The 23,973-nt window shown below is 66.3% G+C and carries 19 protein-coding genes; 5 read left to right on the forward strand and 14 right to left on the reverse strand.

Annotated elements, in window-relative coordinates:
- Window positions 1-9: 9 nt before the first annotated feature.
- From FBY33_RS15655 to FBY33_RS15690, 8 genes are all read right to left on the reverse strand, one after another.
- Window positions 10-870 (reverse strand): shikimate dehydrogenase, encoded by an 861-nt coding sequence (locus FBY33_RS15655; RefSeq protein WP_142032933.1) that lies wholly within the window; start codon window positions 868-870, stop codon window positions 10-12.
- Window positions 867-2,534 carry an endolytic transglycosylase MltG gene (gene mltG / locus FBY33_RS15660; protein ID WP_142031343.1) on the reverse strand — a complete coding sequence of 556 codons (1,668 nt, stop codon included), beginning with the start codon at window positions 2,532-2,534 and terminating at the stop codon, window positions 867-869. Before mltG ends, FBY33_RS15655 begins: the two co-directional genes overlap by 4 nt.
- The gene (gene ruvX / locus FBY33_RS15665; protein ID WP_142031344.1) at window positions 2,531-3,130 is read right to left on the reverse strand and encodes a Holliday junction resolvase RuvX; all 600 of its coding nucleotides are present in this window, start codon (window positions 3,128-3,130) and stop codon (window positions 2,531-2,533) included. The genes mltG and ruvX overlap by 4 nt, the downstream gene beginning before the upstream one ends.
- A 7-nt stretch (window positions 3,131-3,137) precedes the next feature.
- Complete coding sequence (alaS, locus tag FBY33_RS15670) at window positions 3,138-5,816, reverse strand: alanine--tRNA ligase (RefSeq protein WP_142031345.1); 2,679 nt, start codon at window positions 5,814-5,816, stop codon at window positions 3,138-3,140.
- Window positions 5,817-5,942: 126 nt separating this feature from the next.
- Complete coding sequence (locus FBY33_RS15675; protein WP_235010594.1) at window positions 5,943-6,173, reverse strand: DUF6167 family protein; 231 nt, start codon at window positions 6,171-6,173, stop codon at window positions 5,943-5,945.
- 17 nt (window positions 6,174-6,190) lie between these two features.
- Complete coding sequence (locus tag FBY33_RS15680) at window positions 6,191-6,565, reverse strand: DUF948 domain-containing protein (protein ID WP_142031346.1); 375 nt, start codon at window positions 6,563-6,565, stop codon at window positions 6,191-6,193.
- A gap of 145 nt (window positions 6,566-6,710) precedes the next feature.
- Window positions 6,711-7,337, reverse strand: a complete 627-nt coding sequence (rpsD, locus tag FBY33_RS15685; RefSeq protein ID WP_142031347.1) for a 30S ribosomal protein S4 — start codon at window positions 7,335-7,337, stop codon at window positions 6,711-6,713.
- A 169-nt stretch (window positions 7,338-7,506) separates the two neighbouring features.
- Window positions 7,507-8,961 carry a replication-associated recombination protein A gene (locus FBY33_RS15690; RefSeq protein ID WP_142031348.1) on the reverse strand — a complete coding sequence of 485 codons (1,455 nt, stop codon included), beginning with the start codon at window positions 8,959-8,961 and terminating at the stop codon, window positions 7,507-7,509.
- Window positions 8,962-9,025: 64 nt separating this feature from the next.
- On the opposite strand from FBY33_RS15690, the gene FBY33_RS15695 reads away from it, so the two are divergent.
- Window positions 9,026-9,694: an acVLRF1 family peptidyl-tRNA hydrolase gene (locus FBY33_RS15695; RefSeq protein ID WP_142031349.1), complete on the forward strand. Its 669-nt coding sequence runs from the start codon at window positions 9,026-9,028 to the stop codon at window positions 9,692-9,694.
- 16 nt (window positions 9,695-9,710) lie between these two features.
- On the opposite strand, the gene FBY33_RS15700 is transcribed toward FBY33_RS15695, so the two are convergent.
- Together FBY33_RS15700 and aspS are read right to left on the reverse strand one after the other, a co-directional pair.
- Window positions 9,711-10,535, reverse strand: coding sequence for a GNAT family N-acetyltransferase (locus FBY33_RS15700; RefSeq protein ID WP_442858333.1), 825 nt, complete (start codon window positions 10,533-10,535; stop codon window positions 9,711-9,713).
- Between the two features lie 86 nt (window positions 10,536-10,621).
- Window positions 10,622-12,418, reverse strand: coding sequence for an aspartate--tRNA ligase (gene aspS, locus FBY33_RS15705; RefSeq protein WP_142031350.1), 1,797 nt, complete (start codon window positions 12,416-12,418; stop codon window positions 10,622-10,624).
- A gap of 96 nt (window positions 12,419-12,514) precedes the next feature.
- Here aspS and FBY33_RS15710 point away from each other — a divergent pair, with 96 nt between their 5' ends.
- A complete protein-coding gene (locus tag FBY33_RS15710; RefSeq protein WP_142031351.1) occupies window positions 12,515-13,771 on the forward strand; it encodes an APC family permease in 1,257 nt (418 codons plus the stop codon).
- A gap of 8 nt (window positions 13,772-13,779) precedes the next feature.
- Here FBY33_RS15710 and hisS read toward each other — a convergent pair whose 3' ends face one another.
- Entirely contained in the window at window positions 13,780-15,147 is a 1,368-nt protein-coding gene (gene hisS, locus FBY33_RS15715; RefSeq protein WP_142031352.1) for a histidine--tRNA ligase, read from the reverse strand.
- Window positions 15,148-15,378: 231 nt separating this feature from the next.
- Here hisS and FBY33_RS15720 point away from each other — a divergent pair, with 231 nt between their 5' ends.
- From FBY33_RS15720 to FBY33_RS15730, 3 genes are all read left to right on the forward strand, one after another.
- The gene (locus tag FBY33_RS15720) at window positions 15,379-16,197 is read left to right on the forward strand and encodes a peptidylprolyl isomerase (protein WP_142031353.1); all 819 of its coding nucleotides are present in this window, start codon (window positions 15,379-15,381) and stop codon (window positions 16,195-16,197) included.
- 67 nt (window positions 16,198-16,264) lie between these two features.
- Window positions 16,265-17,884, forward strand: a complete 1,620-nt coding sequence (locus tag FBY33_RS15725) for a DUF349 domain-containing protein (RefSeq protein WP_142031354.1) — start codon at window positions 16,265-16,267, stop codon at window positions 17,882-17,884.
- A gap of 100 nt (window positions 17,885-17,984) precedes the next feature.
- Window positions 17,985-18,758 carry a type IV toxin-antitoxin system AbiEi family antitoxin gene (locus FBY33_RS15730; protein ID WP_142031355.1) on the forward strand — a complete coding sequence of 258 codons (774 nt, stop codon included), beginning with the start codon at window positions 17,985-17,987 and terminating at the stop codon, window positions 18,756-18,758.
- On the opposite strand, the gene FBY33_RS15735 is transcribed toward FBY33_RS15730, so the two are convergent.
- The 3 genes from FBY33_RS15735 to secD form a co-directional block, all read right to left on the reverse strand.
- On the reverse strand, window positions 18,639-20,972 hold the full coding sequence (locus FBY33_RS15735) for a RelA/SpoT family protein (protein ID WP_442858334.1): 2,334 nt from the start codon (window positions 20,970-20,972) through the stop codon (window positions 18,639-18,641). The genes FBY33_RS15730 and FBY33_RS15735 overlap by 120 nt on opposite strands.
- 207 nt (window positions 20,973-21,179) lie before the next feature.
- Window positions 21,180-22,196, reverse strand: coding sequence for a protein translocase subunit SecF (secF, locus tag FBY33_RS15740; protein WP_142031357.1), 1,017 nt, complete (start codon window positions 22,194-22,196; stop codon window positions 21,180-21,182).
- Window positions 22,196-23,953: a protein translocase subunit SecD gene (secD, locus tag FBY33_RS15745; protein ID WP_142031358.1), complete on the reverse strand. Its 1,758-nt coding sequence runs from the start codon at window positions 23,951-23,953 to the stop codon at window positions 22,196-22,198. The genes secF and secD overlap by 1 nt, the downstream gene beginning before the upstream one ends.
- Window positions 23,954-23,973 lie beyond the last annotated feature (20 nt).

The following is a 23,973-nucleotide window of genomic DNA, read 5'->3' on the forward strand; positions in this document are numbered from 1 at the left end:
GTAGGGCGGTCAGAACGCCCGCCGGGCAAGGCCGACTGCGTCACACATCACATCTATGACAGCTGCATTAACGTCTTCCCCGCGCCGGGTGAAGAGCCTCACCTGCTCCACGGCCTGGTACAACAGCATTTCCAGGCCAGGGACCACACGGCCACCGCCGGCCTGCCACACGGAGGCAATCAGGCTGGGCCAGGGATCGTAGGCAACATCCAGCAGCACACCCGGCGTCGGTGTCTTCAGGGCGGCAAGTTCCGCTGCGAGTCCGTCCGCCGCGCGGGGCGGCAGGGTGGAAATCACGACGTCGGCTTCCGACGTGGGGCGGGCGGCTTCCGTTAGGGAGTGGACCTCCAGGGCAACGCCAAGGCTGTCCGCGGCCGCCCGGACGTCCGCTGTCCGCGAGGCATCGCGGACGAACAGCTGTACCGTTCCGGTTCCGAGCTCCTTCAGGGCAGCGACTGCCGATGCAGCCGTCCCGCCCCCACCCAGGATGACCGCCGAAGGCGCTGCCGCGGTCCCGGCATGGCAGAGGGCGTTAAAGATGCCGGTGACGTCCGTATTGGAGCCGACCACCCTGGTTCCACCGGCGGATTCCTCGAAGGTAACGGTGTTCACCACACCCAGGGTCTGTGCCACTCCCCGCACCTCGTCCACCTGGTCGAGCATCGCGGTCTTCAGCGGCATCGTTACCGAGAGACCGCGCCAGCCAGGCTGGTGCCGGATCTGGCGCATGAAGGACGGCAGCAACTCCTCCGTGACGTCGATGGCCGTATAGCTGATCCCTGCACCCAGCTGCGCGTACGCCGACAGATGCAGCGCCGGGGATTTTGAGTGGCTGATCGGGTGGCCCAGGACGGCAGCCCGCAGGCTCATGTGCAGCGGCCCGCGTTGGCTTGGCACCAGGCGTTGTACTGCTCCACGTAGGCGTTGTGCTCAGCCAGGGTCTTGGCGAACTTGGTTTCCTTGGTGTCAAGGTTGATGGTCACCCAGTACAGGTAATCATTGGCCTTGGGCCGGGCGGCTGCATCGATTGCGGTCTTGCCGGGAGAACCGATGGGCCCCGGCGGCAGCCCCGGATTGGCGTAGGTGTTGTAGGGGTTGGACTTGTCCTTGCGCTGTTCATCAGTGAAGTTGAAGCTGCGGGTACCAAGGCCGTAGGTGACGGCGGAGTCAACCTGCAGGAACCCGCCGGTCTGGTCGTTGGGCTTGAGCCGGTTGTAAATGGCGCCGGCTACGTCACCGTAGTCGGCCTGGCCGCCCTCAGCCTGGACGATGCTGGCCACGGTAACGGCCTCATACTGCTTGGCCGGGTCCGTGATGCCCTGCGACACGAGTTCATCCGTGGTGGCCTTCACCAGCGCCTGCAGGATGTCCTTGGCCGGTGTTCCCAGCGGGAAACGGTACTCCCCGGGCGCCAGGTAGCCTTCGAGGTTCTTGGCGTTGGCGGGCAGGCCAAATTGCGCCGGCTGGTTGCTGAGGGCCTGCAGCTGCTGCACGGAGACGGTGGATCCCTCCGAAATCGACTGCAGGGATTCACTGATCCTCAGGCCAGCACTGAGGGCGAAGTAGATGACTTTCGTCTTGTCCTTGCCCACCAGGACGTTAACCGCATCGGCGTTCTTCATCTCAGTCTTGAAGATGTAGTCGCCCGGCGCAAGCGTGGCGCCGGACGCATGGAACGCCTGCATGAAGGTATCGGCGTTGGCAACGACACGCTTGTTTTCCAGGTCGGTGGCCACTGAACGGGTTCCCTCGCCGCTTTCCACGGTTATTTGGACCTCACCCGTTCCGGGACCGGGGAAGTCTGACGGCTTGCCGTTACCGAGAAGGGGCTTGAGGAACTGGGCTCCCACGGCCACGGCGGCCACGAAGACAGCGAGCGTCAGAAACAGGGCCAGCAGCCTGCGGCGGCGCCGGACCTTCTTCGATGGGCGCGGCAGTACCTGGGCTGCCGATGAGCCGGGAAGCAGTCCGTGGTCCGCATCGTGGTGGTGTTCGTCGTGGTGCTGGGCATCCACGTGGGCGTCGTCGTGGTATCCGGCGGCGTGGTGGACATGGTCGTGCACTTCCTGGTAACCGTGCGCGCCGGCCCCGTGGTGCAGGTCCGCTCCGTGGTGTACGCCTGCGTACTGGAGGTCGTCCGGGTGGTAGGCAAGGTCGTCGTGGTGCTCGACGGCGGCCTGGTGCGGGACGTCGTCGTGGGATTCACGAGGGTGAGGGTTATCCGCGGCGGCACCGTACGCGTGGGAAGGGTCCGCGTGCTGTTCATCCTGGATGGATGGCGGTACTGCCGGCGCTGCCGGCACATCCCCGGCGTGGGGCAGCGGGGCGAACGAGGGCTCCGCTGCGGGAGACGCGGCGGCCGGCGGCGCGGCGGGGGGCGGCGGGACGTCGCCGGTTTCGTAGGCGTGCTCGGGCACGGTGTCCTGCCCGCCGGTATGGGTCTTCTCCCGTGCCCGCAGTTCCTTGCGGGTCAACGGCCTCCCGGCCCCGGTATCCAGCGGGCCGGAGGCGTCGTCAATGTTGGCAGGGCTCACTGTTGCCTTCCATTATCTGAAGATTGTGCCGTGTCTGCGGGGGCGGCGCGGACGGAGTCGTCCACCCCACCGGTCCCCTGGTCCACGGACGGGGATGGCGCTGTCACGCGTGAGCCGACATCCGCTCCCCTGGCTTTTTGCATGTCGATGGCGTGCTGAAGAATACCCGCGGCCGCGACCTGATCAACTACTTTACGGTGGTCCCTGCTGCTCATGCCAGCTTCATGGAGGTTCCGGTGGGCCGTGACACTGCTGAGGCGTTCGTCCACGAGGTTCACCGGGACGGCAAGCCCCCGCCGTGAAAACTCGGCCGCGAGGAGCAGGGCGTAGTCCGTGGCCATCCTGGCCGAGGCATGTTCCTCGCCCTTCATGGTCCTGGGCAGGCCGACAATAACCTGCACCGCCCCGAGTTCCTCCGCCAAGTTGGCGATGACGCGCACGTCCGAGTTCTTCCTGGCGTTCCGGTCAAGAGTCTTGTACGGCGTGGCAAGGATGGAGTCGCGGTCGCAGACCGCCACCCCCACCCGGACGGTGCCGACGTCCACCCCAAGTTTGACGCCCAGAGGGTAGCCGCCGGCAGCAACAGGATTGGTCATAACGGGATTAGCGCCTGGAAATGGCGTCGACGACGGCTGCCAGGGCGGCGCCGACCTTTCCGGCGTCGGTTCCGCCGCCCTGGGCGACGTCGTCCTTGCCGCCACCGCCGCCGCCGAGCACTCCGGCAGCGACCCGGACCAGGGCACCGGCCTTGACGCCGGCTTCCCTGGCTGCCTCATTGGTGGCCACCAGGATCAGCGGGCGGTCGTTGGCGACACCAGCCACGGCCACGGCGGCAGCGGCCGAGCCGAGCCGGTTGCGCAGGTCAAGGGCCAGGCCGCGGAGGTCGTCGGCTCCGCTGACGGTGCCGGCGTCATGGGCCAGCACCTTGACGCCGGCGGCGTCCTGGGCGCTGTTGACCAGCTGCGCGGCGGAAGCAGCCAACTGTTCCTTGCGGAGCCGGTCCAGTTCCTTCTCGGTGGCCTTCAGCTTGGCAAGCGTCGCGGAAATCCTGTCGGCGAGCTGGCCGGACGGCACCTTCAGCAGGTCCGTCAGCTCCGTCACCAGGGCGCGCTCGGCAGCAAGGTGGCGGAAGGCCTCCATGCCGACGAATGCTTCCACGCGGCGGTTTCCTGAGCCCACGGACTGCTCGCCCAGGAGGGACAGGCTGCCGATCAGCGAGGTGTTGGCAACGTGGGTGCCGCCGCACAGCTCGCGCGACCAGGCGCCGTCGATCTCCACCACACGCACCTCGCTGCCGTAGTTCTCGCCAAAGAGTGCCATGGCGCCCATGGCCTTGGCCTCGGCCAGCCCCATGATCTTCGTTTCCACCGCGTAGTTGTTGCGGATGGCAAGGTTGGAGACTTCCTCGATTTCGGACCGGGTGGCGGTGCTCAGGCCCTCACCCCAGGCGAAGTCGAAGCGCAGGTAGCCGGCCTTATTGAAGGATCCACGCTGCGTGGCTTCCGGGCCAAGGATCTGGTGCAGGGCGGCGTGCACGATGTGCGTGCCCGTGTGAGCCTGCTCGGCGGCGTGGCGGCGTTCACGGTCGACGGCGGCGCGCACCAGGGAGTCAGTGCCGATTTCGCCTTCGCGGACGATCGCCTTGTGGACGCTCAGGCCCTTCACCGGGCGCTGGACGTCAAGGACCTCGACGACGAATCCGTCGCCGGTGATCAGGCCGGTGTCCGCGGCCTGGCCGCCGGCTTCGGCGTAGAACGGGGTTTCGGCCAGCACGAGTTCGATCTCGTCGCCGGTGGCTGCCTGCTGGACCTGGCGGCCGGCGCTGAGCAGGCCGCGCACGCGGGATTCCCCTTCAAGGTCGGTATAACCGGTGAAGACCGTCTCGCCCTGGGCCAGGATGTCCTGGAAGACGCTGACGTCCGCGTGGCCGCCCTTCTTGCCCTTGGCGTCGGCCTGCGCGCGCTGGCGTTGCTCCTGCATGAGGCTGCGGAACGCCGCCTCATCCACTTTGAGCCCGGCTTCCTCTGCCATTTCCAGCGTGAGGTCGATGGGGAAACCGTAGGTGTCGTGCAACGTGAAGGCGTCTTCACCGGACAGCGGCTTGTTGGCTGCCTTGGATTCCCTGACGGCATCCTCAAGGCGTGCCGTGCCGGACGCGATGGTGCGCAGGAAGGCCTTCTCTTCGGCGTACGCGATCCGGCTGATGCGGGCGAAGTCGGTGTCCACCACCGGGTAGACGCCCTTCATGGCATCCCGGGAGGCGGGCAGCAGTTCCGGCAGGCAGGCCTGTTCAACACCGAGGAGGCGCATGGAACGCACGGCCCGGCGGATCAGCCGGCGCAGGACGTAGCCCCGGCCTTCGTTGGAGGGGGTCACGCCGTCGGAAATCAGCATCAGGGCCGAACGGATGTGGTCGGCCACTACGCGCATGCGGACGTCGTCGGTGTGATGGGGGTCGTCAGGGGTTTCGGCGGAGGTGTACTCCCTGCCGGACAATTCCGCGGCCTTGTCGATGACCGGCCGCACCTGGTCGGTCTCGTACATGTTCTCGACCCCCTGCAGGATCATGGCGAGCCGTTCCATGCCAAGGCCTGTATCGATGTTCTTCTTGGGCAGCTCGCCCACCACATCGAAATCCACCTTGGAGCGCACATTTTCGATCTGGTACTGCATGAACACCAGGTTCCAGATCTCGATGTAGCGGGTCTCGTCGGCGAGGGGACCGCCCTCAACCCCGTACGCGGGGCCCCGGTCGTAGTAGATCTCGGAGCAGGGGCCGGCGGGGCCGGGCTGGCCAGTGTGCCAGTAGTTGTCCGACTTGCCCATCCGCTGGATGCGTTCAGCCGGGACGCCGGTGTTCTTCAGCCAGAGTTCCTCGGCCTCGTCGTCCTCTTCGTAGACCGTCACCCACAGACGGTCCGGCGCAAGTCCGTAGCCGCCGTCGTCAACGCCCGTGGTGAGCAGTTCCCAGGCGAACTTGATGGCGTCTTCCTTGAAGTAGTCGCCGAACGAGAAGTTGCCGCACATCTGGAAAAAGGTGCCGTGGCGGGCGGTCTTGCCCACTTCCTCGATGTCGCCGGTGCGGATGCACTTCTGCACGCTGGTGGCCCGGGAGTAGGGCGCTTCCTCGCGGGCCGTGAGGTACGGAATGAACGGGACCATGCCGGCCACCGTGAACAGCAGGGAGGGGTCGCTGGAGACCAGCGATGCGGAGGGAACCGCGGTGTGGCCCTTACTGACAAAAAAGTCCACCCAGCGCTTTGTGATCTCCTGCGACTTCATGAGCTGTTTTCTTACCCTTCTTGGTCCGCGCCGCCTGGCGGCACGGAAATTTCGTTCAGGTGGCACGGTTCCCGGAACGGGTTCCTGCCGGTTGTTGGCTGATGCGGGTGTGGTGCCCCGCAGGGGTCAGCGGCGGACGAGTTCAGCGGAGTCCACACCCAGGGCGGTCCGCAGGTCGGTTTCCCGTTCACGCATTCCTGCGCGGACGGCGTCGGCGAAGTCGTACATCCCGTCGGCGAGTTGCCCCACAGCGCGGTTGAGGCCTTCCGGCCCCAGCGCGGACTGGGCCTGGCTCACTTTGCGGAAGGCAATGACTCCGATGGCCACGCCGATTCCCATCCAAACAATTCTTTTCATGTTCGTTCTCTTCGAATCTAGCGGCTGCGGCGGCCGGCAGCGGGCTTCCGGCGGTTGGCGAAGGCGCTGCGCACGCCGTAGCTGAACGCGGCGACCTTGATCAGCGGCGAACCGACGGTGGCGGCCACCAGCGAGGACAGGGCCGAAATGTTGGCGGACGCATCGGAGACGTTGGATGAGATACCGTCCACCTTCTTCAACTGCTGGTTGGTGGTGGAAACGGTAGCCGTCACCTCGTCCATCAGGGGCGTGGCACCGTCGCTGATGGACCTGATGGCGGTCCGCACCTCGTCGAAGACTTTACCCAGCTTCATGATCGGGACCGCGAGCAGCAGCACCAGGAGCGCAAACACCCCGGCAGCGATCAGGCCGGCAATATCGCCACCAGACATAGACGTTCATCTCCTCGAAATTCTGTGGTTGAGCCACATCCGCGGCATGCACGGAAGGCCCGTTGCGCAGATGTCCCCCAAGTACCTTACATACAAAGAAGCCCGCGGCGCTTGCCACGGGCTTCTTTGGATACGCTGCTGGGATTTAGCGTGCGTAGAATTCGACGACGAGCTGCTCTTCGCAGGTCACCGGGACTTCCGAGCGCTTGGGGCGGCGCACCAGGCGTGCCTGCAGGGCTTCCAGCTTGACGTCCAGGTAGGCCGGAACGGCAGGCAGCACATCGCGGTGTGCACCGGCTGCGGCAACCTGGAGCGGAACCATGGTCTCGCTGCGGCTGTGGACGTGGACCAGCTGGCCCTCGCCGACGCGGAACGACGGGCGGTCCACCCGGATGCCGTCAACCATGATGTGGCGGTGCACAACCAGCTGGCGGGCCTGGGCGATGGTGCGGGCGAAACCGGCACGCAGGACCAGGGCGTCGAGGCGCATTTCGAGCAGTTCGATGAGGTTTTCACCGGTCAGGCCCTTGGTGCGGCGGGCTTCCTCGAAGGCACGGGTCATCTGTGCTTCGCGGATGCCGTACTGGGCGCGCAGGCGCTGCTTTTCGCGCAGACGTACGGCGTAGTCGGAGTCCTGCTTCTTGCGGGCACGGCCATGCTCACCGGGGCCGTACGGGCGGCGCTCCATGTACTTGGCGGCCTTGGGGGTCAGAGCGATGCCGAGGGACCGCGAGAGGCGGGCCTGACGGCGAGCACGAGTGTTGTTAGCCACTGGTGTCCTTCCAATATCTACGGTTGTCAGTGTTACTGGCCTCCAGGATGGAGAGCATCGGCCAACCGCCGCCTTTTGCTACTGGGCACAGGGCATAGCCTTCCCAAAGTGAATTGGGGAGATTTTGCGTCCGTGCCTTGCCAGACAAACATCCAGCCTACCACGGCAGCTACTTGCCCCGCACAATCTTCCGCAGGCGCTCCAGCCGCTGGGCGATGTCCCTTTCCGCGCCGTTGCCGGTGGGCTGGTAGTAGTCCCGGCCCACCAGGTCGTCCGGCGGGTACTGCTGGGTGGCCACTGCGTGTGGGGCGTCATGGGCGTACTTGTAGCCCACACCGTGCCCCAACTGCTTGGACCCGGGGTAGTGCGCGTCCCGCAGGTGCGCCGGAATCCCGACGCCGAGGCCTGCCCGCACGTCAGCTATGGCTTTGTTGATGCCCATGTAGGCCGCGTTCGATTTTGGTGCGGTAGCCAGGTGGACCACGGCCTCAGCCAGGATGATCCGTCCCTCCGGCATCCCGATCAGCTGTACCGCCTGCGCCGCGGCCACGGCGGTCTGCAGCGCGGTGGGGTCGGCCATTCCGACGTCCTCTGCGGCGGAAATGACGATCCGACGGGCCACGAACCGCGGATCCTCCCCCGCTTCCAGCATCCGGGCGAGGTAATGCAGGGCGGCGTCAACGTCCGAGCCCCTGATGGACTTGATGAAGGCGCTGATGACATCGTAGTGCTGGTCGCCGGCACGGTCATAGCGGACGGCGGCGGCGTCCAGGGCGCGCTCGGTGTGGCGAAGTTCAACGATGACCGGCTCCGCGGTGGCCGGCACGTCAGCTGCACTGTCCTCCCCCACGGAACGTTCGACGTCGTCCGCGTCACCGAAAGCCACGCCCGCCGCGGCCTCCAGCGCGGTAAGCGCCCTGCGCGCGTCCCCGCCGGACAGCCGGACCAGGTGGTCCAATGCGTCGTCGCTGAGCCGGACCTTGCCGCCCAGCCCGCGCGGGTCCTCCACGGCGCGCACCAGGAGGCCCTCGATATCGGCGTCGGTGAGGGGCTTGAGCGTGAGGAGCAGGGAGCGGGACAGCAGGGGCGAGACCACCGAAAAGGAGGGATTTTCCGTGGTGGCCGCCACCAGGACCACCCACCGGTTTTCGACGCCCGGCAGGAGCGCGTCCTGCTGGGCTTTGTTGAAGCGGTGGATCTCGTCAAGGAACAGCACCGTGGTGGTCTTGTACAGGTCCCTGGCGGTCAGGGCGTCGTCCATCACGCGGCGGACATCCTTGACACCTGCGGTGATGGCAGACAGTTCCACGAACTTGCGCCCAGGTCCGCGGGCGATCACGTGCGCCAGCGTGGTCTTGCCCGTGCCCGGGGGTCCCCAGAGGATCAGGGAAGTGGGGCCGGCGGGACCGGCAGTGTCTGCTCCCGCCCCCGCGGCGAGCTGGCGCAGCGGGGAGCCCTGGCCCAGAAGATGCTGCTGGCCCACAACCTCGTCGAGGGTGCGGGGCCGCATGCGTACTGCCAGCGGCCCGCGGGGTGAGGCCTGGCCCCGGGAAGCGGTGCTTGTCCCGGCGACGGGACTTTCGTCGTCGTCGTTTTCCGGCGCGTGCCCGAAGAGATCATCCACATAGATAGGCTACTTCCAGTTGACCCCTCCTTTTCGTCGGGGCCCTGACACCGAAGGAACCCCCATGCCTGCCCCCGCTGCCGCCAACGGTCCGCCCTCCGTCCGGACCGCGTTCGTGCCCGGTGCCCGGCTGGCCGGCTGGGCGCACCGGTTCGGCGCCTCTCACGGCGGGTACAGGCTGCAGGATGACGACGACGGCCTCCGCCTTGTGGCGGCTGACGGCACCGGGGCGCTGCTGCAGGCGCCGTGGCCGGCCGACGGGCGGCCGGGACGCGGCAGTGGACCACTGGAGCGCCTGGCCGCCCTTGCGTCCCAGCCGCGCCGGCTGGGACTGGTGCTGGTGCGGAGGGGCGGCTACGGCATCGGGGTGGCCAGCGAGGGTGTGCTGCTGGCGTCCAAGGCAGGCACCAGGTACGTCCAGTCGCGCAGCGCTGCAGGCGGCCAGTCCCAGCAGCGGTTCGCGCGCCGCCGCTCCAACCAGGCGGAGGCGTTGGTGTCGGCAGTGGCACAGCAGGCGGCCGAAGTGTTTGGTGCAGCGGCCTTCGAGTACGTGGTGCCGGGCGGTGACCGGACCCTGGCCGACCTGGTCCTGGAGGAACCGGCCCTGCGTGATTACGCCCGTCTGCCGCGCCTCGCCTACCTGGATGTGGCGGAGCCCCGGGCCGATGTCCTGAAGAAGGCCGCGGCGGACGTCTGCTCGGTCCGGATCACGGTGACCGACCCGCCAAGCTGAGCCCGCCGGGGAAGGCTCAACAGCCAGCCGGCGCGCGGCGGGGGCGTTCCTGCCGGTACCGGTAGCGGCCTGCCTCCCGGAATCCGGCTTTTACATACAACGCCTGTGCCCCGTAGTTGGCGGCGGTGGCCAGGAGCCAGAAGTCCGTCACGCCCTGTTCCACACCGGCCTGCAGCAGGGCCCGCATGATGGCTGTGCCGAAGCCACGGCGGCGGGCGTCCGGCAGGGTGGCCATGCAGTAGAGGCCGCCATGCCTGGTGCCGTCAGGAAGGGCAAGGCGGCCGACGGCGGCGGCCCTGCCGTCGGCGTCACGCACCAGGGCATACAGTGACGGGCACCCTTCGAGAATTGCCTGTGCAGTTGCCAGGGCATCCTCCCCTCCACGGCCGTCCACCTGCCACCAGACCCGCAGCCAATCCGGGGACGGCACCGATGACAGTTCGACCGATGACGGCCCGGTCGCCGCGGTGGCCGGGCCGGCGGCCGGGTGCTGATCCGCCGTTGCGCTGCGCGTCATGACCACGGTTTCGGACTGGCGGGTGAAGCCATCAGCGTCGAGCAGGTCGTGGAGTGCCGGCGCGGCAGGGTTGTCGAACAGCTGGAAGATGACAGGCAGGCGTCGCCTGCGGTACCACGCCCGGGCTTCGCGGAGCAGGCCGGGAAGGTCGTCACCGGACTGGCCGGCGGTGAGGGAACGCGGCCAGATGGAGTTGGCGCGCTGGGTCACGCCGCCGGCTGCGCGCAGGGTCCAGCCGCCGGCGTCGTGCCGTTCCAGGGCAGGCCAGGCGGCATCCATGGCGGCTTCAAGGTCCAGGCTCTCGATATTTCCCAGGGTGGACAACGGGCGGCTCCTTTGTTAACAGCGAAGGCTCCCCGGTGGTCCGGGGAGCCTTCCTTGGCCGCTGCCTTATGGCAGCATCCGTGCTGCTACTGCTTCTCTTCGGGCTTCTTCTCTTCCGGCTTCCTGGCCTCAGGCTTGAAGTCCACGCCTGCCTCCTTGCGCTGCTGCGGCGTGATGGGAGCCGGAGCGTCCGTGAGGGGGTCGTGGCCGCCGCCGGACTTCGGGAAGGCGATGACATCGCGGATGGACTCAACGCCCGCCAGCAGCGACACGACGCGGTCCCAGCCGAAGGCAATGCCGCCGTGCGGCGGGGCGCCGTACTTGAACCCCTCCAGCAGGAAACCGAACTTCGTCTGGGCGTCGTCCTTGTCCAGCCCCATCAGCTCGAACACCCGCTCCTGCACGTCGCGCTGGTGGATACGGATGGAGCCGCCGCCGATTTCGTTGCCGTTGCAGACGATGTCGTAGGCGTAGGAAAGCGCCGATTCGGGATCCTTGTCGAAGGTGTCAAGGAACTCCGGCTTGGGCGAGGTGAAGGCGTGGTGGACAGCAGTCCACTGCCCTCCGCCGACGGCGACGTCACCCGAGGCAACAGCGGCTGCGGCCGGCTCGAACATCGGGGCGTCCACGACCCAGCAGAAGGCCCAGGCGGTGGGATCGATCAGGCCCGTGCGGTGGCCGATCTCAACGCGTGCAGCGCCCAGCAGGGCACGCGACGGCGTCTTCTCACCCGCGGCGAAGAAGATGCAGTCGCCAGGCTTGGCACCAACGGCGTCAGCCAGGCCGGCGCGCTCGATCTCGGTAAGGTTCTTGGCCACCGGTCCGGCAAGCTCGCCGTCTTCCTTGTAGAGGACATACGCCAGGCCCTTCGCGCCGCGCTGCTTGGCCCATTCCTGCCAGGCATCAAGGGCGCGGCGTGCCTGCGAGGCGCCGCCAGGCATGACGACGGCGCCGACGTAGGGCGCCTTGAAGACACCGAAGTTGGTGTCCTTGAAGAAGTCGGTCAACTCGGTCAGTTCCTGGCCGAAGCGCAGGTCCGGCTTGTCCGAGCCGTAGCGCGCCATCGCATCGGCGTACGTGATGCGCTGGATGGGCGTAGGGATGTCGACGCCGATGAGCTGCCACACCGCTTTGACGATGTTTTCGCCGAGCCGGATGATGTCGTCCTGGTCCACGAAGCTCGCCTCGATGTCCAGCTGCGTGAACTCCGGCTGCCGGTCCGCACGGAAGTCCTCGTCCCGGTAGCAGCGGGCAATCTGGTAGTACTTTTCGAAGCCGCCCACCTGCAGGAGCTGTTTGAACAGCTGCGGGGACTGCGGCAGCGCGTACCAGGAACCCGGAGCCAGGCGTGCCGGAACCAGGAAGTCACGGGCACCTTCCGGCGTCGAACGCGTCAGCGTGGGCGTCTCGATCTCCACGTAGCCCTCATGGTGGAGCAGTTCGCGCGCCACCCGGTTCGCCTCCGAACGGAGGCGCAGGTTGCGGCTGGGGCCGGGACGGCGTAGGTCCAGGTAGCGGTGCTTGAGCCGGGCTTCCTCGCCGACTTCCACGTGCTCGTCGATCTGGAACGGCAGCGGGTCCGAGGTGTTGAGGATGGTGACGTCCTCGGCGATGACCTCGATGTCGCCCGTGGCCAGCGCCGGGTTCTCGTTGCCTTCCGGGCGCCTGGATACGGTGCCCTTGACCTGAAGGACGTACTCGTTGCGCAGTCCGTGGAACACTTCTTCCTCGCGGACCACCACCTGGGCCACGCCGGAAGCATCGCGCAGGTCCACGAATGCCACACCACCGTGATCACGGCGGCGGCCCACCCAGCCAGCCAGGGTTACGGTTTGTCCAATGTGCTCGGAACGAAGGGATCCGAGGTCATGTGTGCGCAGCACAGCACGCCTTTCTGCGGGAAAACAGTGGGAAGTCAATATGATCGTTGCGGGAACGATCCCGTCCGAGTTTACCCGTTGGAAAGGGACTGCCGCCGCATGAACGAACCTCAGCAGCTGCAACGCAGGCTGGGAACCTTTGACGCCACAGCCATCGGCCTGGGGTCCATGCTGGGCGCCGGGGTGTTTGTGGTGTTCGCCCCTGCCGCGGCCCTGGCCGGGAACCTGCTGGTCCTGTCCGTGGTGGTTGCGGGGGTTGTGGCGTACTGCAACGCCGTGGCCTCTGCCGCCCTCGCCGCGAAATATCCCACCAGCGGCGGCACCTATGTGTACGGCCGGAAACAGCTCGGCGAATGGCCCGGCTTCCTGGCCGGTTGGGGTTTCGTCACAGGCAAGACGGCGTCCTGCGCTGCCATGGCTTTGACGTTCGGCAGTTATGTGGCGCGGGACTATGCAGTCCCGGTCGCCGTGGCCGCCGTCGTGGCCCTCACCGGCGTCAACCTGCTGGGGATCACCCGCACCGCGCTGCTGACGCGGATCCTGCTGTGCCTGGTCCTGGCCACACTGGTATTCGTTGCCATCGCCGCCATACTGGGTCCGCACCCCGCGGCGGAACCGGCAGGCGCGCCCTCCGGGGGTGCCGGCGGTGTCCTTCCTGCCGCCGGGCTGATGTTCTTCGCCTTCGCCGGTTATGCCCGGATCGCCACCCTGGGTGAAGAGGTCAAGGATCCTGCACGGGCCATCCCCCGCGCCATTCTCGCGGCCTTGGCAGCCGCTTTCGCCATCTACCTGGCCCTGGCGCTGCTGCTGCTGAACCATCTCCCGGGCGGGCGGCTCGCTGCCACCCGGACCCCACTCCTGGACGCCGTGCTTAACTCAGGGCTGGCGGCGGGCGCGCCGGTGGTGCAGGCCGGGGCCGCGGCTGCGTGCCTGGGCGCACTGCTAGCCCTCATTACGGGCGTGGGCCGCACTACTTTGGCCATGGCACGTGAACGCGACCTTCCCGGTCCACTGGCCCACGTGGGCGGCAAACACACAGTCCCGTTCGTCGCCGAACTTGCCGTGGCCGCCGTCGTCATTCTGCTCCTCCTGACCACCGATGTCATGACGGTGGTGGGCTTTTCAAGTTTCGGCGTGCTGCTGTACTACGCGGTGGCCAACGCCTCCGCTTTTACTTTGGAAGCGCATCCGGGGTACGCACCTAAGTGGTTGAACGCCGTCGGCTTCCTGGCATGCCTGGTGCTGGCCTTCACGCTTCCGCGGGCCTCTGTGCTCACTATGGCGGCCGTCCTTGCCGCCGGAGTGGCTGGGCGCTGGCTGGTGCTGCGGTTCCGGCAGCACCAGCCAGCGCCGTAAACGCCCGCCTAGACCGAGGCTGCGGCCGCGGTTGTCTCTACCTGCACTGCCAGGTCCTCCAAGGGCGGCATCCAGGTTTCAGGGGCCGCCAGCACCTGCTCGCCGGTGCGGATGTCCTTGACCTGGTGGGTACCGTCCTCGTCCGTGAACCACACAAACGGGATTCCCCTGCGGTCCGCGAACTTGATCTGCTTGCCGAACTTCTCGGCCTTGGCCGCAACTTCGGTGGGAATGCCCCGGCTGCGCAGCAGTGCGGCAACGTCCTGGGCAGTACCCCAGCTGTTGTCATGGTTCAGGGCCACCAGCACTGCGGTGGGAACGGAGCGGGAGGCTTTGGCGAGGTCCTGGCTCAGGATCCGGGACACCAGGCGGGTGACGCCGATGGAAAGCCCAACCCCCGGGAATTTGCGGTTGCCCTTCGACGCCAGGGCGTCGTACCGGCCACCGGAACAAATGGATCCCAGCTGTTCGTGGCCCACCAGTACGGTTTCCACCACCGTGCCGGTGTAGTAGTCCAGGCCGCGGGCGATGCTGAGGTCCGCCAGCACCTTCCCGGGAGCCCGCTGCACCGCCGCGTCGATGACCTGCTCCAGCTCGTCCAGGCCTTCATCAAGGAGTTCGTTGGTGACACCCAGCGCGCGGACCTGCGCCACAAAGGACGTGTCTTCTGTGCGGATCGCGGCAAGCTGCAGGGCTTTCTGCGCCTGTTCGTCGGTGGCGCCGAGTTCCGCCTTCAGCAGCTCGGCCACCTTCGCGGGGCCGATCTTTTCGAGCTTGTCGATACTGCGCAGCACGCCCGCGGTGTCATCGAGGCCGATGCCCCGGTAGAAACCTTCAGCGAGCTTGCGGTTGTTGATCCTGAGGCGGAAATCGGGGATGGGCAGGGCACTGAGTGCCTCGGCGATGACCAGCGCGATCTCGACGTCGTAACGGAACGGAAGCTCGCCGTCGCCCACCACATCGATGTCCGCCTGCGTGAACTCGCGTGCCCGGCCTTCCTGGGGCCGCTCGCCCCGCCACACCTTTTGGATCTGGTAGCGGCGGAAGGGAAAGGCCAGGTAGCCGGCGTTTTCCACCACGTAGCGGGCGAAGGGCACCGTCAGGTCAAAATGCAGGGCAAGCGCATGGGGATCGGCTTTGCCGCCCTTGACCGGGTTATCGCTCTCGTCCTCCTGGAGCCGGCTGAGTCCATACACTTCCTTGTCGATCTCACCCTTGCGCAGCAGCTGCCCCACCGTTTCCACGGCGCGGGTTTCGATCGACGAGAACCCGTGCAGTTCAAAGACCCGGCGCAGGGTATCGAGCACATGCAGCTCCACCAGCCGCTCCTCGGGAAGCCACTCGGGGAATCCGGACAGGGAGGCGGTGCGTGCCATGGGGAAGGTTCTCCTTAGGAATGGAAGGTGCGCCGGAGCTGCCGGCCCCGCCCGCGCAACGGCGGGCATACGGCGGCAGAACAGCCGGCCATGCATAAACTATGTGCGGCAGCCAGTTTATGCGTCATCCGTGTGCATCTCTAATGTGGCGGACGCGCACAGCCTGGCCCTTAATACCTGCGCCCTGCGGCCACCCGCCGGGCAAAAGCAGCCCGACGACGAGGAGGACCCTTGGCGGCCAGTTCACGCAGTGCACGCGAAACAAAGCGGCGCATCCAGCAGATGGAGGCCAAGCGTGAGCTCCGGCGCACCCAGGAGAAGCGCCGGAAGCGCGACAACCTCGTGGCCGCCGGCGCCGGAACCGCCGCCGTGCTGATCGCCGTCGTCCTTCAATTCACGGCGTTCGCCGGAAATCCCACCGAGGACGAATATGCCGCCGCGCAGGCGGGGCTGACGGATCCGTCAGCCTCTGCAAGCGCCCCGGCCACACCTTCGGCACCGCCAACCAACGGACCAAACATTCCGTCCGCGGACACGGCAGCGGGCAAGACGTTCACTGGCGAGTTGCTGCTGAACGGCAGCCCGCTGGGCGTGGAAGTGGACGGAACCAAGGCTCCGCAGGCGGCCGCAGTCTTCAAGTCGCTCAGCGACGAGGGCTACTTCAACGGCAAGTCATGCCACCGGCTCACCACCGCGGACCAGTTCGGCGTGCTGCAGTGCGGCTCCCCCAACGGGGACGGGCAGGGGGACCCGAATTACACGTGGGGTCCGCTGGAGAACACGCCCGCCGACAACACCTACCCTGCAGGCACCATCGCCGTGGCCCGCACGGGGAACAACGCCTACGGCAATGGAACGCAGTTCTTCATTGTTTACAAGGACACCGTCATTCCTGCAGACACTGCAGGCGGCTACACCGTGGTGGGGAAGGTGACGTCGGGGCTTGATGTCGTGTCCAACATCGCAGCCGCAGGCATCACCCCCGCGGCTGGCGACACGGACGGCGCGCCAAAACAACCAGTCACGATAGACTCGTTCTCTCTGAAGTAGGAAGCCGGGCCGGACAGGCCACGGTGCAGCACGTGAGTATTTCCCTCCAAGCGAAAGACTTTTAGCGGTGACAGACAGTCAGAAATCCGACGAAACAGCAACAGATGTGACCGAAACAGCGGCTCAGGCCGAGGTTGGCGATACTGGGGCCGATGCCGGGCAGTCCCCCTTAACCCCTGAAGCCGCGGCTTCCGACGAGAGTGCAGGGCAGGCCGCCGAAGACCAGGGCGCTGGGGACCGGGGCGAGGACCGGAGCGCTGGGGACCAGGACAGCGGGACCGCCGTTGAAGAGTCCGCGCCTGCCACAGCTGCTCCGAACGCCCCGGCTCCCGGACCGCGGCCCTCCGCTCCGTCGCCCGCAGCTTTCGCATCGCGTCCCAAGCCTGCTGCCGCCGCTCCCGCGGCAGCCACGGTTCCTGCTGCGCCCGGCACGTCTGTTGCCGAGGCGGCCAAATGGGGCAGGGTGGAGGGGGACGGCCACGTCTACCTGACCATCGATGGCGAGGAACACTCCGTGGGCCAGTACCCGGGTGTCAGCGACGACGAAGCGCTGCTGTACTTCGCGCGGAAATACGACGACGTTGTGGCCCAGATCGTGCTCCTGGAGCAGCGGGTCAGCTCCAAGGCCCCCAGCACCGACATGCAGAAGACCGTAACGCACCTGCGCGAACAGCTTGCCGAACGGAACATGGTGGGTGACCTCCGCTCGGCCGACGCGCGCCTGGACAAGCTGGCAGGCCAGATCACCGAACTGGAAAAGGCCGAAAAGGCCGAGCACGACGCCGTCCGCGCCTCTGAGCTCGCAGCCCGTGAAGCCATCGTGGCGGAAGCAGAGGAAATCTCCGGCCAGGATCCCGCACAGACACAGTGGAAGACCTCCAGCGCGAGGATGAATGAACTCTTCGAGAACTGGAAGGCAGCCCAGAAGAGCGGTGTCCGCCTGGGCCGCAGCAACGAAGACGCCCTGTGGAAGCGCTTCCGCGCCGCCCGAACCGTCTTCGACCGGCACCGCCGGGCCTACTTCTCCCAGTTGGACAGCAACAACTCCGCTGCAAAGGCCGCCAAGGAGAAACTGATTGCCGAGGCCGAGGCACTCTCCACGTCCACCGACTGGGGCTATGCTGCCGGTGAATACCGCCGGCTGATGGACCAGTGGAAGGCCTCGCCGCGGGCAAGCCGCAAGGACGACGATGCGCTCTGGGCGAGGTTCCGCGCCGCCCAGGACGTCTTCTTCACGTCGCGGCAGGCCGCCAACGAGGAGATCGACCAGGAGTATGCCGCCAACCTCACGGTGAAGGAGGCCCTGCTGGCCGAGGCCAACGCCATCCTGCCTGTGAAGGACCTGGCAGCAGCCAAGAAGGCGCTCCAGTCCGTCCGTGACCGGTGGGAGGAAGCCGGCAAGGTCCCCCGCGCAGACATGGGCCGGATCGAAGCCGGGCTGCGGAAGGTTGAGGACGCCGTGCGCCATGCGGAGGAAGAGCAGTGGCAGCGGTCCAATCCCGAGCGCAAGGCGCGTACCAACAGCGCGCTCTCGCAGCTGGAATCCGCTATCGCCGGGCTCCAGGACGACCTTGCCAAGGCTGAGAAGAGCGGCGACCAGCGCAAGATCAAGGCCGCCCAGGAAGCACTCGAGGCACGCCAGGCCTGGCTTGACCAGATCCAGCGTTCCGCCAGCGAGCTTGCCTGACCTTCCTGTCCTGAACTGATGGGCACAGGCCCGGTCCCGGTTATCCACATAACCCGGACCGGGCCTGTGCCTGTTAATGGCGTCCGGGCAGGATGGGGGTATGGCCACACCTCCAGCTTCCTCCGCCGCCGGACCGGGCAGGGAAGCGTCCACTGCCGCCTTCCGGGCGGGCTGCCAGGCAAACGGTGCGGAGCCGGCGGCGCCGCCGCGCTTTCCGGACCTGTACGCACCCGGCGTGCCTTTCGCCGGCCCTGAACTGCAGTCATTGGCAGCCGACGGGCTGCTGGCCCGCTTCCACCAGCATGGCTACACCCTCCCCGGAATTCCGGCATCACCGCAGCTGCGGGCCAGGGCTGCTGCTGGAGCCGTCCCACCAGCTATAAGGCAGCGTGTTGTGGCCGGACGGCTGACGGCGGCCTGGATCTACGGCTGCGCAGGGGAACCGGACAGGCTGGCGCTGCTGGTGGATGCGAAGCGGAGGGTGTCCAGCCTCCGGAATACACGCGGCTGCACGCTGCACGAGGTGAGGCTCGGACCGTTCGATGTGGTCAGCCTGGGCGGACTGATGGTCTCCAGCCCTTTACGCACCGCCCTCGATATCGCCCTGCACGTGGAGGCCGAACGCGCCGTACCCGCACTGGCCGGGTTACTCGCCCGGCCGCAGCAGGATGTCAGGCTCCGCCTTCTGGTGCGCGCCATCGAGGCTACCCCACGGGTACCGCACAAACGGGCTGCTTTGGAAAAGCTTGCCCTGCTAGCTCCGGCGCTTGTTCCCGGTAGTGCGATAGACGTCGAAAACCCCGTCGATCCGCCGGACGGCACTGAGCACGTGGCTGAGGTACTTGGGGTCCCCCATCTCGAAAGCGAACTTTGAGATGGCAACCCGGTCCGTGGACGTGTGGACGCTGGCAGCGAGGATGTTGACGTGGTTGTCCGACAGGACCCGCGTCACGTCCGAGAGCAGGGATTTCCGGTCAAGGGCCTCAACCTGGATTTCCACCAGGAACACACTGGACTGCGTGGGCGCCCAGTCAACGTCCACGATCCGGTCCGGCTGGTCCTTCAGGTCCGAGATGTTGGTGCAGTCGGTGCGGTGCACCGACACGCCGGATCCCCGGGTCACGAAACCGAGGATCGGGTCCGGCGGAACCGGCGTGCAGCAGCGCGCCAGCTTCACCCACACATCACCAACGCCACGGACCACAACGCCGGAGTCGGAGAAGCGGGCCTTGCTGACCTGCGTGGGGATGCTGACCTCTTCGACGTCATCATCCGCGCTCTCGTTGCCGCCAAGGCTCTCGATGAGCTTCTCCATGACCGACTGGGCGGAAGTGTGCCCGTCGCCCACGCCGGCATAGAGGCCGGAGATGTCCGCGTATTTGAATTCCTCGGCCACGGCGGCCAGCGCCTCGTGCGTCATCAACCGCTGCAGCGGAAGGTTCTGTTTCCGCATGGCGCGGGTCAGCAGCTCCTTGCCGCGGTCAATCGCCTCTTCGCGCCGTTCCTTGCTGAACCACTGGCGGATCTTGTTGCGCGCCCTGGCGCTCTTGACGAAGTGCTGCCAGTCCTGGCTGGGCCCGGCCCCTTCGGCCTTGGAGGTGAAGATTTCCACCCAGTCACCGTGGTTAAGCTCGCTGTTGAGCGGGACCAGTTTTCCGTTGACCCTGGCGCCGATGGTGCGGTGGCCCACCTCGGTGTGCACGGCGTACGCAAAGTCCACCGGCGTGGATCCCGCGGGAAGCGCCATGACTTCGCCCTTGGGGGTAAAAACGAACACTTCACGGGCGTTGATTTCAAAGCGCAGCGAATCCAGGAACTCACCGGGATCGGACGTTTCCTGCTGCCAGTCCACCAGGGAACGGAGCCACCCCATGTCGCCATCCCGGGGGCTTCCGGGGCCCACCGCGGTGCGGTTGGGCTGATCCTTGTACTTCCAGTGCGCTGCGACACCATACTCGGCGCGGCGGTGCATTTCATGGGTCCGGATCTGGATTTCGACAGGCTTGCCGCCTGGACCAATCACCGTGGTGTGCAGGGACTGGTACATGTTGAACTTGGGCATCGCGATGTAGTCCTTGAACCTGCCGGGCAGCGGGTTCCAGCGCGAGTGCATGGTGCCCAGGGCGGCGTAGCAGTCGCGGACGGAGTCCACCAGGACGCGGACGCCCATGAGGTCGTTGATGTCGTCGAAGTCCTTGTCGCGGACGATCATCTTTTGGTAGATGGAGTAGTAGTGCTTGGGCCGGCCTGTGATGGTGGCTTTAATCCGGGCGGCACGCAGGTCCTCGGTGATCTGGTCGCGGATGACGCCAAGGCTCTTTTCCCGCTCCGGTGTCCTGTCCCCCACCATTCGGACGATCTCTTCGTACACCTTGGGGTACAGCGCAGCGAAGGACAGGTCCTCAAGTTCCCACTTGATGGTGTTCATGCCCAGGCGGTGGGCCAGCGGCGCAAAGATCTCCAGGGTTTCCCGGGCCTTTCGCGCGGAGGACTCGGCCGATACGAAGCGCCAGGTCCGGGCGTTGTGCAGCCGATCCGCCAGCTTGATCATCAGCACCCGGATGTCCTTGGCCATGGCCACGACCATTTTGCGGACGGTCTCGGACTGCGCGGCCTCGCCAAAGCTGACCTTGTCCAGTTTGGTGACACCGTCCACCAGCATGGCCACTTCAGGCCCGAAGTCCCGCTTCAGGTCAGCGAGGGTGTAGGAGGTGTCCTCGACCGTGTCATGCAGCAGGGCAGCAGCCAGCGTGGTGCCACTGAGGCCCAGTTCCGCGAGGATGGTGGCCACTGCCACCGGGTGGGTGATGTACGGATCCCCGCTCTTGCGCTTTTGCCCGCGGTGGCAGCGCTCGGCGACATCGAACGCACGCTGGATGAGGTCAAAATCCTCTTTTGGATTGTTGGCGCGTACCGTCCGCAGCAGCGGCTCGAGGATGGGCGAATAGGTGGCGGGTCCCCGTCCGGTCAGGCGGGCAAGCCGGGAGCGGGTGCGCTCCCGGCGGCCGGGAAACGTGGCGCGTGATCCTGAGTTATCGACGGGAACCAAGGAGCCCGGGCGTGCGGAAGGTGCCGCACCGGTTTGCATACCGGCAGGATTCTTTTCCTCCTGTGCCGTTGGCGCTGACGCCGAACGTTCTTCCAATGAAGTACCCCTCACCACCGACTTAATTACCTCAGTCTATTCCTCCGGGCAGCGACTTTTATAACCGGGCCTGCACAGGCAAAAGGCCGGGCGGCGCAAAGTGTGCGCCGCCCGGCCTTTAGGTGAATCAGGACTGGATATGGTTGCCGGTCAGGCCTTGGCCGGCGATGCCGGAACTGCCCGTTCCGCTGCTCCGGCGCGGCGCTGCTCAACACGCCTTGCCTGCTTCACGAGGTCCGGTTCGCCCTGGCGGAGCCACGCGTACATGGGCGCAGCCACGAAGATGGTGGCTGCTGTACCGATGAGGATTCCAACGAACAGGGCCAGGGACAGGTCACGGAGGGTTCCTGCGCCCAGGAGGCCGGCTCCAATGAACAGGATGGCCCCCACGGGGAGGATGGCCACCATCATGGTGTTGATGGAGCGCACCAGCGTCTGGTTCACGGCCAGGTTGACCTCCTCGCCAAAGGTCCGGCGGGTGGAGGCGTCGATTCCACTCGTGTTTTCCCGGATCTTGTCGAAGACCACCACGGTGTCGTACAGCGAGTAGCTGAGGACGGTGAGGAAACCGATGATCGCCGACGGGGTGACTTCGAAATCACTGAGGGCGTACACGCCGGCCGTGATGAACATGGTCACAGCCATCCCGGCAAGCGCCGAGAGGGACATCTTCCAGGTGCGGAAGTACAAGGCCATCAGCAGGGCCGCGAGCAGCACGAACACCACCAGGCCGATCAGCGCCTGCTTGGTCACGTCGGCACCCCAGGTGGGACCAACAAAGGTGGAGGTCACCTCATTGTCGGTAACGCCATAGGCGCTGGTGAGGCCCTGCTTGATCCGGAGGGTCTCGTCATCGGTCAGCTTGTCGGTCTGGATCCGCATGGTGTTGCCGGCGACGTTGGCCACGCGCGGCACACTGCCGGACACCACGTCCGTGACTGCCTTCTCGCCGATGGCGGCATCGGTGGTCTTAACGTTGGACACCGTGAATTCGGAGCCGCCGCGGAACTCGATGCCGAGGTTAAAGCCCCCCTTGGCCGCGGGGATGATGATGGACAGGGCCACGCCCACCAAGGCGATGATGAACCAGATCTTCTTGGCACCCACGAAGTCGTAGGAGCGCTTTCCGGTGTAGAGCTCGTTGCCGAAAGTGGCGAAGCCTGACATTACTTGTTCTCCTTCGCGGAGGTCTTGGACGAGCCAGCCAGCTGTTCCTGCTTCTCTGCCAGGCGCCGTTCGGCGATGGTCATGCGGCGTTCGGCCTCGGCCGCAGCACCGGCGTTCTTGCTGCGGACGGCGACGGGCCGGTCCTCCGGAGTACGGATGCGGCCGGCACCGCGGTACAGCGGCACGGCGCCAAGCCGTTCGGGGTCGAGCCCGGAGAACTTGTGGCCTTCACCGAAGAACCGGGTGCGGGCCAGGAGCTGGAGCGTGGGGTGGGTGAACATGAACACCACGAGCAGGTCGGCGATGGCGGTCAGGCCCAGTGTGAAGGCGAACCCGCGGACGTTGCCGACTGCCACGAAGTACAGGACCAGTGCGGCCAGGAGGTTGACTGCCTTGGAGGCCAGGACGGTGCGCTTGGCCCGCTTCCAGCCGTTTTCGACGGCGGATACCAGGCCGCGTCCTTCGCGCAGTTCGTCCCTGATGCGCTCGAAGTAGACGATGAAGGAGTCGGCAGTCTGGCCGATGGCCACGATGATGCCGGCAACACCTGCCAGGGACAGCCGGTAGTTCTCGGTCCAGCCGAGGATCGCGATGGCCAGGTACGTGAGGGCACCGGCCACCACCAGCGATGCGATGGTAACGAAGCCCAGGGCGCGGTACTGGAACAGCGAGTAGACCACAACGAGCAGCAGCCCGATCAGGCCGGCCAGCAGGCCCATGCGCAGCTGTTCGCCACCGAGCGTGGCGGAGATCTGCTGTTCGCTCTGGATGTCGAAGCTGATGGGAAGGGCGCCGAACTTCAACTGGTCCGACAACGCCTTGGCGGTCTGCTCGGTGAAACCGCCGGTGATCTGCGGACGGCCGTCGGTGATGACGGCCAGCGAACGCGGCGCGGAGATGACCTGGTCGTCCAGCACAATGGCGAACTGGGACTTGGGGTCGGTGCCCGACTCGCCGCCGGCCGCCACGTAGAACTGGTTCAGCCGTTCGGTGACCTCTTTGAACTTTGCCGTGCCTTCGGCGTCGAACTGGATGTTAACCGCCCAGTCATTGGTGACCGCGCCCTGGGCGCCCTGCTGGAGCTGGAAGGACGAGGTGACGATGTTGCTGCCCTTCACCTCCACGGGACCCAGGATGTACTTGATGGCAGGCGTCTTGTCCGTGGCAGGTTCGCAGGTCACCAGCGGCTTGGCGGGATCTGACCGCTCGGATTTTTCGGCAGCAGCGCTGTTGCAGTCCAGGGCCTCGAACTGCTTGTAGATCTCCGGCGTGATCCAGTTGGTGTCACTGCTGTTGGCCGGCTCAGCGGTCGGCTTGGGCAGCTGGTCCTCAGGGGTCTGCGACTCGGGGGGAACTGCTGCGCCGTCACCGTTGAGGAGGACAGGGCGGAAGTTCATGTCCGCTGAGGCCTGGATCAGGTTGCGGGTTTCGGCCGACGGTGTGCCGGGAAGGCTGACCACCACATTGCGCCCCGACTGGGTGCTGATTTCCGCTTCGGAGACGCCGGAGCCGTCAACGCGCTGGCGGATGATCGCCACGGCCTGGTTGAGCTGCTGTTCGTTGATGTCCGAACCGCCCTCCACCTTCGGCGCCAGGATCATCTGGGTGCCGCCCTCAAGGTCAAGCGCCAGTTTTGGTGCCCAGCTGGCCTGTCCGGCGATGGTGCCGCCTGCCAGGACGGCGGTCAGCGCTGCCAGGATTACACCGAGCCAGACCAGGACGCGGAGTCCGGGTGTCTTGCGGCCAGTTCGTGCCATTGTCGATCTTTCTCTTATTC

This window comes from Arthrobacter sp. SLBN-112 (genome assembly GCF_006715225.1).
GTDB lineage: Bacteria > Actinomycetota > Actinomycetes > Actinomycetales > Micrococcaceae > Arthrobacter.

Excerpts from the sequence above, each read along its gene's own strand:
- secD (WP_142031358.1), bottom strand. The coding sequence starts at position 23,953 with ATGGCACGAACTGGCCGCAAGACACCCGGACTCCGCGTCCTGGTCTGG.
- FBY33_RS15680 (WP_142031346.1), bottom strand. The coding sequence starts at position 6,565 with ATGTCTGGTGGCGATATTGCCGGCCTGATCGCTGCCGGGGTGTTTGCG.
- FBY33_RS15735 (WP_442858334.1), bottom strand. The coding sequence starts at position 20,972 with ATGCAAACCGGTGCGGCACCTTCCGCACGCCCGGGCTCCTTGGTTCCC.
- secF (WP_142031357.1), bottom strand. The coding sequence starts at position 22,196 with ATGTCAGGCTTCGCCACTTTCGGCAACGAGCTCTACACCGGAAAGCGC.
- FBY33_RS15675 (WP_235010594.1), bottom strand. The coding sequence starts at position 6,173 with ATGAAAAGAATTGTTTGGATGGGAATCGGCGTGGCCATCGGAGTCATT.
- FBY33_RS15695 (WP_142031349.1), top strand. The coding sequence starts at position 9,026 with ATGCCTGCCCCCGCTGCCGCCAACGGTCCGCCCTCCGTCCGGACCGCG.
- FBY33_RS15730 (WP_142031355.1), top strand. The coding sequence starts at position 17,985 with ATGGCCACACCTCCAGCTTCCTCCGCCGCCGGACCGGGCAGGGAAGCG.
- FBY33_RS15655 (WP_142032933.1), bottom strand. The coding sequence starts at position 870 with ATGAGCCTGCGGGCTGCCGTCCTGGGCCACCCGATCAGCCACTCAAAA.
- alaS (WP_142031345.1), bottom strand. The coding sequence starts at position 5,816 with ATGAAGTCGCAGGAGATCACAAAGCGCTGGGTGGACTTTTTTGTCAGT.
- hisS (WP_142031352.1), bottom strand. The coding sequence starts at position 15,147 with ATGGCACGCACCGCCTCCCTGTCCGGATTCCCCGAGTGGCTTCCCGAG.
- ruvX (WP_142031344.1), bottom strand. The coding sequence starts at position 3,130 with ATGACCAATCCTGTTGCTGCCGGCGGCTACCCTCTGGGCGTCAAACTT.
- FBY33_RS15710 (WP_142031351.1), top strand. The coding sequence starts at position 12,515 with ATGAACGAACCTCAGCAGCTGCAACGCAGGCTGGGAACCTTTGACGCC.